This is a genomic window from Mesorhizobium sp. M0563, assembly GCF_040321065.1.
GTDB lineage: Bacteria > Pseudomonadota > Alphaproteobacteria > Rhizobiales > Rhizobiaceae > Mesorhizobium.
In genome coordinates this window covers 122,270-136,842 of record NZ_JAMYQV010000013.1, presented here as the reverse complement: position 1 = coordinate 136,842, position 14,573 = coordinate 122,270, and the positions used below count along the sequence as shown (strand labels likewise).

At 64.1% G+C, this 14,573-nt stretch carries 11 protein-coding genes; 9 read left to right on the top strand and 2 right to left on the bottom strand.

What is annotated here, in order from left to right; translation table 11 throughout:
• Window positions 1-11: 11 nt before the first annotated feature.
• The 8 genes from NKI50_RS18080 to NKI50_RS18045 all read left to right on the top strand — a co-directional run bounded on the left by NKI50_RS18080 (window position 12) and on the right by NKI50_RS18045 (window position 9,368).
• The gene (locus NKI50_RS18080) at window positions 12-230 is read left to right on the top strand and encodes a RidA family protein (RefSeq protein WP_352643013.1); all 219 of its coding nucleotides are present in this window, start codon (window positions 12-14) and stop codon (window positions 228-230) included.
• A 186-nt stretch (window positions 231-416) separates the two neighbouring features.
• Window positions 417-1,841, top strand: a complete 1,425-nt coding sequence (locus NKI50_RS18075) for a pyridoxal-phosphate dependent enzyme (protein WP_352642991.1) — start codon at window positions 417-419, stop codon at window positions 1,839-1,841.
• Window positions 1,838-3,019, top strand: coding sequence for a cystathionine gamma-synthase (locus NKI50_RS18070; RefSeq protein WP_352642989.1), 1,182 nt, complete (start codon window positions 1,838-1,840; stop codon window positions 3,017-3,019). Before NKI50_RS18075 ends, NKI50_RS18070 begins: the two co-directional genes overlap by 4 nt.
• 264 nt (window positions 3,020-3,283) lie before the next feature.
• Entirely contained in the window at window positions 3,284-4,261 is a 978-nt protein-coding gene (locus tag NKI50_RS18065; protein WP_352642987.1) for a GlxA family transcriptional regulator, read from the top strand.
• Between the two features lie 294 nt (window positions 4,262-4,555).
• Window positions 4,556-5,860 carry a M24 family metallopeptidase gene (locus NKI50_RS18060; protein WP_352640399.1) on the top strand — a complete coding sequence of 435 codons (1,305 nt, stop codon included), beginning with the start codon at window positions 4,556-4,558 and terminating at the stop codon, window positions 5,858-5,860.
• Between the two features lie 20 nt (window positions 5,861-5,880).
• A complete protein-coding gene (locus NKI50_RS18055) occupies window positions 5,881-6,558 on the top strand; it encodes an isochorismatase family protein (protein WP_352640398.1) in 678 nt (225 codons plus the stop codon).
• 16 nt (window positions 6,559-6,574) lie between these two features.
• The gene (locus tag NKI50_RS18050) at window positions 6,575-7,582 is read left to right on the top strand and encodes an alpha/beta hydrolase (RefSeq protein WP_352640397.1); all 1,008 of its coding nucleotides are present in this window, start codon (window positions 6,575-6,577) and stop codon (window positions 7,580-7,582) included.
• A 145-nt stretch (window positions 7,583-7,727) separates the two neighbouring features.
• The gene (locus NKI50_RS18045) at window positions 7,728-9,368 is read left to right on the top strand and encodes an ABC transporter substrate-binding protein (protein ID WP_023718789.1); all 1,641 of its coding nucleotides are present in this window, start codon (window positions 7,728-7,730) and stop codon (window positions 9,366-9,368) included.
• A gap of 27 nt (window positions 9,369-9,395) precedes the next feature.
• On the opposite strand, the gene NKI50_RS18040 is transcribed toward NKI50_RS18045, so the two are convergent.
• Together NKI50_RS18040 and NKI50_RS18035 are read right to left on the bottom strand one after the other, a co-directional pair.
• Window positions 9,396-10,883, bottom strand: coding sequence for a pyridoxal phosphate-dependent decarboxylase family protein (locus tag NKI50_RS18040; protein ID WP_352717245.1), 1,488 nt, complete (start codon window positions 10,881-10,883; stop codon window positions 9,396-9,398).
• A gap of 25 nt (window positions 10,884-10,908) precedes the next feature.
• A complete protein-coding gene (locus tag NKI50_RS18035) occupies window positions 10,909-11,994 on the bottom strand; it encodes a PLP-dependent cysteine synthase family protein (RefSeq protein WP_352640395.1) in 1,086 nt (361 codons plus the stop codon).
• A 222-nt stretch (window positions 11,995-12,216) separates the two neighbouring features.
• Here NKI50_RS18035 and NKI50_RS18030 point away from each other — a divergent pair, with 222 nt between their 5' ends.
• The gene (locus NKI50_RS18030) at window positions 12,217-14,250 is read left to right on the top strand and encodes a transcriptional regulator (RefSeq protein WP_352640394.1); all 2,034 of its coding nucleotides are present in this window, start codon (window positions 12,217-12,219) and stop codon (window positions 14,248-14,250) included.
• The last annotated feature ends 323 nt before the right edge of the window (window positions 14,251-14,573 follow it).

Genomic DNA, 14,573 nt, shown 5'->3' with positions numbered 1-14,573 from the left:
CGCTCTCCAACCTGGCAAAGGTGCTCGAAGCCGGTGGGGCAAAGCCTGAAGACCTCGTCAGCCTCTCGGTCTATATCGCCGGCGACCTGGACATAGGGCCGGCCTTCGGCGCCTGGATGGCCTTCCGGGCAAACCGCGGCGTGCCGCCGATCATCAAAGTGCTGCGCGTCGCCGGCCTCGGCAATCCGGATTTTCTGATCGAGATCGAAGCCCAGGCCGCGATCGCCTGAACCCTAAGCAGGTTCTGCAAATCTTTTGCCCAGCCTCGAGGCTGGCGAAGCTTTCGCGAAATTCCATTCCCCTGCTGGCGGCCGGATTGGCACGATCTATCTTCTTTACAACTGCAAACGGCTGGAAAAGACGGTAGGTTGCCGTCTTCCAGGGCGGTTGCTCATTCTGGCAACGGAGCATCTGACATGAGCAAGCACAAGATCGTGGCACCGGACGACGCATCGTCCCGCTTGCGCCCGCCCTATGCCTCGGTTCTCGACCTGATCGGGCAGACGCCGGTCGTCGAGCTGACCAAATTCGACATCGGCAAGTGCCGGCTGTTCATCAAGCTCGAAAGCCAGAATCCCGGCGGCTCGATCAAGGACCGCATCGCGCTGTCGATGATTGCCGCCGCCGAAAAACAGGGCAAACTGAAACGCGGCGGGACGATCGTGGAGGCGACTGCCGGCAATACCGGTCTTGGTCTCGCCCAGGTCGGCATCCCCAAGGGCTACCGCATCATCCTGGTCGTGCCTGACAAGATGTCGCGCGAAAAGATCCAGCATCTGCGGGCGCTCGGCGCCGAAGTGCGCATGACGCGTTCCGACGTCGGCAAGGGACATGCCGAATATTACCAGGACATGGCCGAAAAGATCGCCGCCGAGCTGCCCGGCGCCTTTTATGCCAACCAGTTCGCCAACCCGGCAAATCCGCACGCGCACGAAACCACGACTGGGCCGGAAATCTTCCAACAGCTCGAAGGCGACGTCGATGCGGTTGTCGTCGGCGTCGGCTCCGGCGGCACGCTGACCGGGCTTGGCCGCTATTTCGCGAAAGTCTCGCCGAAGACCGAGATGATTTTGGCCGATCCGGTCGGCTCGGTGCTGGCACCGTTGATCAAAACCGGCAAGATGGTAGAGGCCGGAAGCTGGACCGTTGAAGGCATCGGCGAGGATTTCGTGCCCCCCAATGCCGATCTGTCGCTGGTCAGGAAGGCCTACTCCATCCCCGACAAGCAGAGCATGCTTGCGGTACGCGACCTGCTTTCGAAGGAAGGCATTCTCGCCGGCTCGTCGTCGGGCACGCTGCTTTCGGCAGCACTCCGCTATTGCCGCGAGCAGACCGTGCCGAAGCGCGTCGTTACCTTCGTCTGCGACAGCGGCAACAAGTACCTGTCGAAAGTCTTCGACGATTTCTGGCTGGTCGAGCAGGGCTTGGCCGAGCAGGAGCAGCATGGCGATCTGCGCGACCTGGTCATGCGCACGCTCCGCACCGGCGATGTCGTGTCCGTCGGCCCCGACGAAAGCCTGCTCAACGCCTATGGCCGGATGCGCCGCTCGGATGTCTCGCAGCTGCCGGTGCTAGACGAGGGCAAGCTCGTCGGCATCATCGACGAAAGCGATATCCTCGCCAAGGTCGAAGGGCCCTATGACAGCCGCTGGGACCGCTTCAAGGCCCCGGTCAGTACGGCCATGACCTCTAATCTGCACACGCTTCAGGCCAGCCAGACGCTGGATGCGCTGCTGCCGGTGTTCGACCGCAACGAGGTTGCCATCGTCTTCGACGCCGACGAATTTATTGGCCTGATAACCCGCATCGACCTGATCAACCATCTGAGGCGCGCCCGATGACCGTCAAAGCCACAATATCGGGCAAAAACCGCCTCGCCTTCTCGACGCGCACCATCCATGGCGGCCAGAGCCACGACCCGACGACGGGTGCGGTGATGGTACCGATCTATGCCACCTCGACCTACGGCCAGCAGAGCCCGGGCGTGCACAAGGGTTTTGAATATGCCCGCAGCCAGAACCCGACCCGCTTTGCCTTCGAGCGTGCTGTGGCCGACCTCGAAAGCGGCACAGCCGCCTTCGCCTTCGCTTCGGGGCTGGCGGCGATCGCCACTATTTTCGAACTGCTCGATTCCGGTGCCCATATCGTCGCCACCGACGACATATATGGCGGCACGTTTCGGCTGCTCGAGCGGGTGCGCAAGCGCTCGGCCAATCTGCAGGTCGACTTTGTCGACTTCACCGATCTTGCCGCGGTCGAAGCGGCGATCCGCCCGGAAACCAAGCTGCTCTGGGTCGAGACGCCGACCAATCCACTGCTGCGTGTCGTCGACCTCGAAGGCGTCGCGGCATTGGCCAGGCGCAAAGGCGTGCTGTCGGTCGCCGACAACACTTTCTGCAGCCCCTATCTGCAGCGGCCGCTGGAGCTCGGCATCGATATCGTTGTTCACTCGACGACGAAATACCTCAACGGCCATTCCGACATGGTCGGCGGCGTCGCCGTGGTCGGCGACAACAAGGATCTCGCCGATCGGCTGAAGTTCCTGCAGAACGCCATCGGCGCCATTTCCGGGCCATTCGACAGTTTCCTGGCGCTGCGCGGCCTGAAGACGCTCGCGCTGAGGATGGAGCGTCATTCGTCGAACGGCCAGAAGATCGCGCACTGGCTGGAAAGCCGCCCCGACATACGCCGCGTCATCTATCCCGGCCTGCCCAGCCACCCGCAGCACGCCATCGCCAGGCGGCAGATGCACGCCTTCGGCGGCATGATCACTATCGAGCTCGACCGCGACCTTGCTGGCACCAAGCGTTTCCTCGAACACACGCAACTGTTCACGCTGGCCGAAAGCCTCGGCGGCGTCGAAAGCCTGATCGAGCACCCCGCACTGATGACGCACGGCTCGATCCCTGCGAAAAAACGCGCCGAGATCGGGATATCCGATTCGCTGGTGCGCTTGTCGGCCGGGATCGAGGATGGCGATGATCTGATCGCGGATCTGGATCAGGCGCTGGCGAGTTGAGTGCACGATGCCGAAACGACGGCGGGACAGCGCCCCCCTCTGCCCTACCGGGCATCTCCCCCACGAGGGGGGAGATTGGCCGTCATCTTGCGCTTTCGCCAATCTCCATCGCTGAAACACGGACGGACGGCGAAGCTGCCGATCTCCCCCCTTGTGGGGGAGATGTCCGGCAGGACAGAGGGGGGCGTGAAGGATCACCAAAGATCGGAGCCTACACGCTGCTCCGTTGACCTTGGCGCCATCTGGCGAAATGGTAGTCTCCCTATGAACAACCGACACCGCAACCAACCGACGGTAAGCGACACTCCGCTGACCTTCGCCATCCTGGTCTTCCCCGGTTTTCCGATGATGGCGTTCAGCTCCGTCATCGAGCCGTTGCGCGCGGCGAACGTGCTGGCCAAGCGGGACTGCTATCGCTGGATCATCGTCGGCGCCGCCGAAGGCCTGGTCGAGGCCTCGAACGGCGTCGTCATCCAGCCCGGCTTTGCCGCCCATGACGCGCCGAAGGTCGATCGCATCGTCGTCTGCTCGGGCGGCGATGCCGATCATCTCGTCGCGCACGATGCCGTGAGCTGGATCCGCAAGAGCCTGCGCGGCGGCGCCCATATCGGTGCGGTGGCGGATGCGGCGTTCTTCCTCGCCCGCGCGGGCCTGCTCGACGGCCATGCCTGCACCTTGCACTGGACCAGCCAGGCAGCCTTCACCGAAGCGTTTCCGGATATCGAGCTGAGGCGCGATCTCTATGTCATCGACCGCAAGCGCTTCACTTCGGCCGGTGGCGTCGGCAGCCTCGACATGATGCTGGAGATCATCACCAACGATTATGGCGCCGAGCTGGCGGCCGGCGTCGCCGAATGGTTCGTGCACAGCCCGCTGCGCTCCAGCGTCGACCGCAAGCTGATGCCGCTGCGCTTGCGCACCGGCGTGCAGAACGAACTGGTACTGTCGGCCATCGCCATCATGGAGGACGCGGTGGAGGAGCGGCTCGGCATGGCGGAGCTGGCGGAGCGGCTGGGTGTCTCCTCCGATAAGCTCGAACGCAATTTCCGCTCCGAACTCAGCATCTCGCCCAACGGTTATTATCGCCGCCTGCGGCTGAAGCGCGCCGCTGATCTCCTGGCACATTCGACGCTGATGGTGCGTGACGTGGCGCTGGCCTGCGGCTTTGCGTCGATGTCGAGCTTTGCGCGGGCGTTCCGGGAAGAGCACGGCCACGCGCCGAAGGTGTTGCGGCGGCATTAGGGTGCATTAGTCACTCCACGCCGAGTTCCCGCCCACCCCTCTCTGGCCTGCCGGCCATCTCCCCCGCAAGGGGGGAGATCAGCAGCTTTGGTCCCGCCGCATATCCTGCTGCGTTGGTCATAGGCGAAGGCTGACGCGACATCCAATCTCCCCCCTTGCGGGGGAGATGGCCGGCAGGCCAGAGGGGGGGTGCTGTCCCGCCAGCCTGTCTACGGCATCCAGCACAACATTTGCGGTTTTCCGCACAACGCCCGCACGTCCTTTGCTCCATGGTCTCGCTTCCAGGAGGCACCCATGAGCATCGTCGTTTTCGACCCCGACAGCACCGAGGACGTTGACTTCAAGGACCGCATGCGGCATCCGGCTGCGGCCGATCCGGCCGGCGGCATGTGGTTGTCGGATACCGAGCCGTCCTTCATCGATGCCGACGCGCTGCGCAAGGGGCGACTGGCCAAGCTGCGCGCGTGGATGCGCGAGGCCGGCTATGGCGGCGTCGTGCTGTTCGACCCCTACAACCAGCGCTACGCCACCGGCTCGCGCAACATGTTCGGCTATTTCCTGCGCAACTCGACGCGCTACTTCTTCATCCCGACCGAAGGGCCGATCGTGCTGTTCGAATATCCGCAGAGCTACCATGTCTCGATGGTGCTCGACACGATCGACGAGGCGCGGCCGTCGAAGCTGGTCTGGTCTTCGGTGTCGGGCCGTGACGACGAAACAGCCGGCCCGTTCGCCGATGAGATCGCCGAATTGCTCAAGGCGCATGGCGGCGGCTCGATGAAGCTCGGGCTCGACCGCTGCAGCCATCTGCAGGCACTGGCGTTGGAAAAGCGCGGCTGCGACGTCCGGGATTGCCAGGGCGAGATTTTGGCGGTGCGCGCGGTCAAGACGCCAGAAGAAGTAAAATGCCTGCAGGTGTCGATGGCTGGCGCCGAGGCTGCGGTCTATGCGGTGCGCGAGGCGATCAAGCCCGGCGTATCCGAAAACGAGTTGTTCGCCATCATGTATGGCGAGGTGATCCGCCAGGGCGGCGAATTCATCGAAACCCGTTTGCTGACCTCGGGCCAGCGCACCAACCCATGGTTCAATGAGGCGAGCGGCCGCAAGATCAGGCCGGGCGAACTTCTGGCGCTCGATACCGACACGATCGGCTGCTACGGCTATTATTCGGACTTTTCGCGCACCTTCCGCTGCGGCCCGGGCAAGCCGACCGATTATCAGAGATCGCTCTACCGCATGGCGCACGATCAGGTTCAGCACAACATCGGGGTCGTCAAGCCGGGCATGGCGTTTCGCGAGATTGCCGAAAAGGCCTGGAAGATCCCGGACCGCTTCGTCGACCAGCGCTATACCTCGGTCATGCACGGCGTCGGCATGCATGGCGAGACGCCGTTCATCGCGCATGCCATGGATTACGAGACCTATGGCCGCGACGGTGTCATCGTGCCCGGCATGGTGGTCAGCGTCGAAAGCTATATCGGCGAAAAGGGCGGCCGCGAGGGCGTCAAGCTGGAGGACGAGATCCTGATCACCGAGACCGGCACCGAACTCCTGTCGCGCTTTCCCTATGAGGACGATTTCCTTGACAGGCACGTTTGAGTGCTGACAGGCAGTTTTGCATGAAAAGCCCGATCTCGATCAAGCACGGCAAGGCGGCGGCGGTGTTCATCGATCTCCAGGAGGAGCATCGGCGGGACAAGCGCTATCTGGTCGAAGGCTATGGCGACATTCTCGCCAACGTCCAGCGGCTGCAGCAGGCGGCTCGGGCCAACAATGTGCCCCTGTACCACTGGGCCTATATCGTCGATCTCGCCACGGCACGGCCGTTCCACCCGGTCGAGGCCAACGGCAAGTCGGCGTTTTCCGACAAGGACGATCCACTGACGGCGATCTGTCCGGAAGTGGGCCCGGCGACAGGCGAGACGATGCTGGTCAAGACCGATGCCAGCGCCTTCCGCGCGGGGCCTGCCGCCGAGCGGCTGAAGGCCGATGGCGTCGAGTGGCTGGTCGTTGCCGGCGTCTGGACCGAGGCCTGCATCGATGCCACCGTAAAGGACGCGGTGGCGCTCGGGTTTCGCGTGCTGCTGGTCAAGGATGCCTGCGGCAGCGGCAGCACGGCGATGCATCAGACGGCCATTCTCAATCTCGCCAACCGGCTCTATGGCGGCGCCGTCACCACCACCGACGGCGCCTGTCGGCTGCTGGCCGGCGAGACGGTCGAAGCCTGGCAGGTCGAGGGCTCGGTGCCATTGCGCTTCAGCTACGAAAACGCCGCCCGCCTCTACGCCGAGCTCTGAGCGGGACCGCGCCGCGATGATCACCGAGGCCGATCGACCAGAAACGACAGAGCGCGGAAAATACCAAACGCTGCTCGATCCGGAGCTGTGGGCCTATATCGACCGGGTCAATGAGTCGTATCCGCCCGAGATCGTCTACATGCCGATCGACAGGCAGCGGGCGGTCTATGACGCCATGTGCCGGGCGTTCCGCGAGCCCTATCCGTCCGGTGTCAAGGCCAGCGACAGCGCGGTTCCTGCCATTGACCATGCGATCCCGGTCCGGCGTTACCAGATGGCGGGCACGGCGCCACAAGCGATGGTCGTCTATTATCACGGCGGCGGCTTCGTCCTTGGCGGGCTCGACAGCCATGACGACATCTGCGCCGAGATTTGCGCCGGCACTGGCTTTCCCGTTCTGTCCGCAGACTACCGGCTGGCGCCCGAGCATCTGCATCCGGCGGCCTTCGAGGATGCGCTGGCCGTATTCGAATGGGCTGCGGCGACGACCGGCATGCCGCTCGTACTCTGCGGTGAGAGTGCCGGCGGCAATCTTGCCGCCGCCGTCGCGCATGCGACGCGCCGCCATCCTCGCCATGCGATCGGCCAGGTGCTGATTTATCCCGAGCTCGGCGGTGACGAGCTAGACGGCCCCGAGCTGGACGGCAAAGCGCGCGCCGGCTCCTATGTCGAGCACGCAGAGGCGCCACTGCTGACATTGCGCGACGTCGAATTCTATCGGCATATCCGGGCAGGGAAGGGGCAGTCGCCGGACGACCCAACATTTTCGCCGCTCGCCGATACGGACTTCTCTGGCCTGCCGCCGACCGTCGTCATCACTGCCGAATGCGACCCGCTGTCGGCTGACGGCAAGGCCTATCGCGATCGCATCCTTGCCGCCGGCGGCCAGGCATGGTGGCGCGAAGAGCCGCGGCTGGTGCACAGCTTCCTGCGCGCCCGCAAAACCGCACCGCGCGCCGGCCAGGCGTTTGAGCGCATAATCGCGGCAATAGCCGCGCTGGGCGGAGGTGATTGGCCTGAGTGACGCGGACCGTCCAATCTCCACTGTCGCGGAACAGCGCACAACAACTGCGGAAACCCGAACACTGCTTCGGTCAGGCCAGCCCTATCATCACGCCACGTAAGGAGCCCGCATCCGCGATGCGCCGGCCCGACAGGGAGGATTTACGATGAAGTTCATGCTGACCGACCGGAAATTGCATCCGCAGGCGGAGCCCGTCGCCGATGGCTTCAAGAAAGGCCAGATGAACCGGCGCGAATATCTCGCCACCATGGCTGCGCTCGGCGTCAGCGCTGCCGGCGCGCTGGCGCTGGGCGGGCTTGCGCCGTCACCGGCCAGGGCCGAGGAACCGAAGCGCGGCGGCATCTTGCGTGTCGCCATGAACGTCAAGGGCTGGAAGGATCCGCGCACTTTCGACGGCGTCGAGATGTCCAACGTCGCCCGCCAGTGCAACGAATATCTGGTGCGCTGGAAGCGCGACTTCACCTTCGAGCCATGGCTGCTCGAGAGCTGGGAAACCAGCGACGACGCCCGCGTGCTGACGCTGCATGTCCGCAAGGGCATCACCTGGTCGAACGGCGACACCTTCAACGCCGACGACGTGATCCACAATCTGACGCGCTGGTGCGATGCGTCCGTCGCCGGCAATTCGGTCGCCGCGCGCATGGGCGCACTGGTCAACGCCGATACCAAGAAGGCCGTCGACGGCGGCATCGAGCGCGTCGACGATTTCATCGTCCGGCTCAATCTGCCCAAGCCCGACATTTCGCTGATCGCCGGCATGGCCGACTATCCGGCGCTGATCATGCACCGCAGCTATGAAGGCGACGGCGATCCGCTGAAGGCATTGGCGATCACTACCGGGCCTTGCGAACTCGTCGCATGGGACGCCGAGGTCGGCGCCGAAGTCCGCCGTAAGGACAAGCCATGGTGGAAGGGCGACTTCTACCTCGACGGCATCAAATGGGTCGACTACGGCTCCGATCCCAACGCCATGCTGTCGGCCTTCGAATCGGGCGAGATCGACACCGACCATGAAACCGCCTCCGACACGGTTGCGCAGACCGACTCCATGGGCCTGAGCAATTCGGAAATCGCCACCGGCTCGACCATCGTCGCGCGTTTCAACATCGGCAATCCGCCCTATGACGACATCAAGGTGCGCCGCGCCGCCCAGCTCGCGGTCGACAACGCCGCCGTGCTGAAGATCGGCATGGACAATCGCGGTAAGCCTGCCGAGAACCATCACGTCGGGCCGATGCATCCCGAATATGCCGATATCGGCCCGGCCGTCCGCAACACCGATCAAGCCAAGGCCCTGCTCGCCGAGGCCGGCAAGGCCGACCACGAATATGAACTCATCTCGGTCGACGTCGACTGGCAGAAGAGCACCGGCGACGCCATCGCCGCGCAGATGCGCGAGGCCGGGCTGAAGATCAAGCGCACTGTGCTGCCGGCCGCGACGTTCTGGAACGATTGGAGCAAATATCCCTTCTCCTGCACGGAATGGCTCGGCCGGCCGCTCGGCGTCCAGGTGCTGGCGCTCGCTTATAAGTCTGGCGCCGCGTGGAACGAGAGCGCCTATGCCAATCCGGAGTTCGACACTCTGCTCGACAAGGCCCTAGCGATGCCTGATCCCGGCGCCCGCAAGGAGCTCATGGCCAAGATCGAACAGAATCTGCGCGATTCCGGCGTTATCATCCAGCCCTACTGGCGCTCGGTTTACCGCACCTACCGCAAGGGCGTCCATGGCTGCGAGCAGCACCAGTCGCTCGAGCAGCATTTCGAGAAGGTCTGGCTCGATGCCTAGTCTCGCCGCTCGAAAGAAAGGCCGGCGTTAGCCCGTCGCGCCCGTCGCTGAAATCTCCTGCCCGAGCCGCACCGTTTCCCGGATCAGCAGGTCAAGATCGTCGCGACGGGTGCGGTGGTTGTTGATCGCCACCCTGAGGCAATGCTGGCCATGCACTGTCGTGTCGGAAATGGCGGCGATGCCTTCTTCCTGCAGCCTCAGCATGATCTCGGTGTTGAGCGCCTTCTGCCTCTCTCCCGTCTGCCCGTCGCCGCGCTGGCGAAAACAAACGATGTTAATGTTCACCGGTGCCACCAGTTCGAGAGCCGGTTCCGCCTCGATCAGCGCGCTGAGATGATGTCCCTGCGCAATGTTCTGATCGATCAGCCGGCCGAACTTTTCGATGCCGTGCTCTCTCAGCGCCATCCACACCTTCAGGGCGCGGAAACCGCGTGACGTCTGCAAGCCGAAATCGTGCAGCCATTGGCCGGAGGCGAGTCCGCGCGGGGTCGATTCCAGATATTCCGGCGTCACCGCGAACGTGCCGCGATGCGCGGAGGCATCCCTGATCAGCGCGCAGCCGACCTCGAACGGCGCGTGCAGCCATTTGTGCGGATCGAGCGCGATTGAATCGGCGCGTTCGATGCCGGCAACGCGATGCGAATTGTCCGGCGCAATCGCAAGCAGGGCGCCGATGCACCCGTCGACATGGAACCACAGATCCTCTTGTGACGCCAGGTCTGCCAGCGCTTGCAGATCGTCGATCGCGCCGGTGTTCACGGTGCCGGCCGTGCCGATCACGCAGGTCGGCTTGAAGCCCGCGTTACGGTCCTCGACAATCGCCGCCCGCAATGCAGCGATGTCGATGCGCAGCCCCACATCGCTTGGGATGCGACGCAGTGCCCGGTTACCGAGGCCGAGCGCCTCCATCGCCTTGCGATGGCAGGAGTGAAGCTGGTCGGAGCCATAGAAACGCAGCGGCCTGTCGATGCCGGCAACACCGTGCTCGCGTATGTCGATGCCGGCCTTGGCGTTGCGCGCCACGGTCAGCCCGATGATGTTGGCCATCGAGCCGCCGCTCACCAGCGTGCCGCTGGCCGATTGCGGAAAGCCCATCATGTCCTTGCACCAGTCGACGACCTGGTTGTCCATCAACGCGGCGGCATGGTTGCCGCCGCCGAGATTGGAGCCCTGGATCGCCGCCAGGAAATCGCCGAGCGCGCCGGTGAAATTGCTAGAGCCCATATACCAGGACCAGAAGCGCGGATGGATGTTGCCCATCGGATAGGGCATCAGCTTCCCTGTGACGTCGCCGTAGATTTCGGCCAGCGGAGCCGGCGAACGCGGCAGCGGCGCCGTGAAGAAAGTCCTCACATCAACCGGCATCTCCTGCCACACCGGACGCTCTCTGACATCGCGCAGGTAAGCGACGGCATCGTCGACGATCCGATGTGACAAGACCTGCACGTCGGCCCAGTTCGAGGGGTCAAGCGTTTCCTCGGTGGCCGTGACGGCCAATCCAGGCTTCGTGTCCATGCAGGCCGCTCCCGATGTGCCGCCGTCACGCCGGAAACTGGCAGCCGGGCGTCGACTGCGAAAGCGCAGTCTCCCCGGCGTCCATCTCGGCTTCGATGCCGTCGAACAGCGGTGTCGTCATGTAGCGTTCGCCAGTATCGGGCAGCATGCACAGGATCACCGAGCCGGGCGCCGCCTTTTCCGCGATCTGCCGCGCCACCGCGAAGGTCGCTCCGCCGGAGATGCCGGTGAAAATCCCTTCCTTCTGCGCCAGCGCCTTGGCCCATTTCATGCCCTCGGGCCCGGCAATCGGCACCACCTCGTCATAGAGGCTTGCGTCGATCGCCTCCTGCAGCACGTCCGGAATGAAGTCGGGCGTCCAGCCCTGGATCGGATGCGGCTCGAAGGCCGGATGGCTGGCGGCAGGCGCGCCACCGGCGCCGCGCTGCTGCGGCTTGCCGCTGCCGATCAGCTGCGCGTTGGCCGGTTCGGCGAGCACGATCCGGGTCTCCGGACGCTCCTGCCGCAGCACGCGCCCGACGCCGACGACGGTGCCGCCCGTGCCATAGCCGGTGACGAAGCAGTCGAGCCGCGAGCCGGCGAAATCGTTGATGATCTCGCGCGCCGTCGTCGCCTCGTGAATGGCGGCGTTGGCCTTGGTTTCGAACTGGCGGGCCAGGAACCAGCCATTGGCTTCGGCGAGCTCCACCGCCTTCTTGTACATGCCGAAACCCTTCTGGGCGCGCGGCGTCAGCACCACCTTGGCGCCCAGCATGCGCATCAGCTTGCGGCGTTCGATGGAAAAACTGTCGGCCATCGTCACCACCAGCGGATAACCCTTCTGGGCGCAGACCATGGCAAGGCCGATTCCGGTGTTGCCGCTGGTCGCCTCGACTACGGTCTGGCCCGGCTTCAGGGCGCCGCTGCGCTCGCCTTCCTCGATGATGTTGAGCGCCAGCCGGTCCTTCACCGAGGCGGCGGGATTGAAGAACTCGGCCTTCACATAGATCGTCGCATGATCCGGCCCGAGATTGTTGATGCGGATCACCGGCGTATCGCCGACCGTGTCGAGAATGCTGTCGAACAGGCGGCCGCGCCCGGCCGTGGTTCTGATTTTCTGTTGATGCAACATGTCGATCTCCTCGCTTCCTCGTTGTCTCTTGTCGTCACGGGCCGGTTACAGACCGGTGGCTTGGGTGGCGAGGTTTCGAGACCTTGCCGCGCTACATTTGCCTCCCGGCAATGTGGCCATGGCGGCATCCGGCGCGGAAATTCGCCGCCGGATGCACCGTGTCGCGTTTGGTGATAAAACAAAGGCCGACTGGCCAGCGTGGGAGCAGGCGTGGAAACGCACGTGGAATCCACCCGATCGAGCCTCGACGGCGAGGTGACCGGCCTTTCCGTGCGCCTGCTCGGCCCGCTGACGATCGCACGCAATGGTACCATCATCGCGCTTCCGAAGTCGCGCAAGCTGCGCGCGCTGTTCGCCTATCTGGCGCTGGCGCCGCATCCTGTCGGGCGCAGCCGCCTCTGCGAGCTTTTGTGGGATGTGCCGAACGACCCGCGCGGCGAGCTTCGCTGGTGTCTCAGCAAGCTTAGAGGCATGCTCGATGAACCCGATTGGCCCCGGATTGAGACGCAAGGTGACACGGTTGCGGTCGACCTGAACGGTGTATCCGTGGATGCCGTGGAGATTGCCTCCGCCGCGACGAAGGGAATAGAGACGCTCGAGCTCGAACGCCTGCTGGCGCTTTCCCGGCTGTTCCCCGGCGATTTCCTCGACGGGCTGGAGATCGACCGCAGCCCGCATTTCAACAGCTGGTTGACCGCTCAGCGCCGCCGCTTCAGCTCATGCCACGCGGCGGTGCTGCAACAGCTTGTCGAGCGTCTCCCCAGCGATTCCGATGACGTGTCCGCGCACCTCGAAAAATGGCTGGAGCTCGCTCCGTTCGACGGCCGTGTGCATCTGGCCTTGCTGACGAGGCTCGCCCAGCGCGGCCAGTTCGGCGCGGCCGAGGAGCATATTGCGGCCGCCGCACGGCACTTCCAGTCCGAAGATCTGGATTTCGGACCCGTTCGCGACGCATGGCGGGCAATCCGCTGTCAGCACGGCGCGTCATCATGGGTGCAGCCGGCCGTTCCGCTCTCGGTACCTCCTATCATGCTTGCCGATCCCAACGCCGCAACGTCGCGCAAGGCTTCGCTTGCGGTGATGCCGTTTATTGAACAGGCCGGCATCGGCGGCGTTCCTGGTGGCCCTCGCGGAGGGATTGCCGACGGCCTGACCCACGACATCATCACCCGCCTGGCCAAGCTCAGGGATTTCTTCGTCATCGCGCGCGGCTCGGTGTTTGCCTTGGCGGAGAAAAACATCGCGCCCGAAGATGCCGGGCGGCGGCTCAACGTCGACTATGTCGCCACGGGCACGGTGCGCTGCCAGGCGGGCCGCGTCACCGTTGCTGTCGAGCTGGTCGAAGTGCGCACCGCCAGGATAGTCTGGGCCGAGACGTTCGAGCGCAAGCCGGACGACATCTTTGCCGTGCTCGATGATATCGGCAACAGCATCGTCTCGTCGATCTCGGCCGAGATCGAAACGGTCGAGCGTAACCGCGCCATGCTGAAGGCGCCCAATTCGCTGAATGCCTGGGAGGCCTATCACCGCGGCCTGTGGCACATGTACCGCTTCACCCGCGCGGAAAACGAGCAGGCCCGGCAATTCTTCGACATGGCCTTGAAGCTCGATCCTACCTTCGCCCGCGCCTATGCCGGGCTCTCCTTCACCCATTGGCAAAACGCATTCCAGCGCTGGGGCGACCGTGACCAGGAGAGCGCCATGGCCTTCGAGGCAGCCGGCCAGAGCCTTCTCGTCGACGATCACAATCCGGCCGCGCATTGGGCCATGGGGCGGGCGCTGTGGCTGCGCGGCGAGCAGGACGGCTCCCTCATTGAGCTGGAACGCGCCGTCGACCTCAGCCCTAATTTCGCGCTTGGTCACTATGCCCTGTCTTTCGTCCACTCGCAGTCCGGCGACCCGAAGGCCGCGATCGGCTCGTCCGACCATTCCAGGCATCTGAGCCCCTTCGATCCGCTGCTGTTCGGCATGCTGGGCGCCAGGGCGATGTCGCATGTCCGGCTCGGCCAGTTTGACGAAGCCGCCGAATGGGCGCTGAAAGCAGCCGCGCGTCCCAACGCCCATGCCATCATCCTGGCAATCGCCGCGCATTGCCTTGCGCTGGCGGGACGGCTGGACGAGGCTCAAGGTTTCGCCGCCGCGTTGCGCAAGACGCTGCCGAACTATTGCGCCGATGATTTCATCGGCACCTTCCGCTTCGAGCCGGACGCCGAGGCGCTGTTCCGGCAAGGTGCCAAGCGGATCGGGCTGGGGTGAGACAAGGCGTGGTTCGTCCGGCTTTCTAAACCGCTCATCGCGGCTGGCGCCACGAAACATCGTCATGTCCGCAGCCAAGGCGCATCGTCAGGCTGACCTTGAGGATGTTTGCCGTCGCCTGGCCCGACGGCCAGTACGAAAAGTCGGCAAAGGGGCGGCGTTTCTTTCGGCCCTCGCAACGGGTTGGGCTGGTTCAAAAAAATACTACAATAGATCGCGATTAGGGCGATCATATAAGAAGCGGTATCGTCGCGCTTTTTTGCAGAGCTGGCGCAAAAGTCACAACGATATGGAATATTACTTGTAATAACTCTGGTTAACGA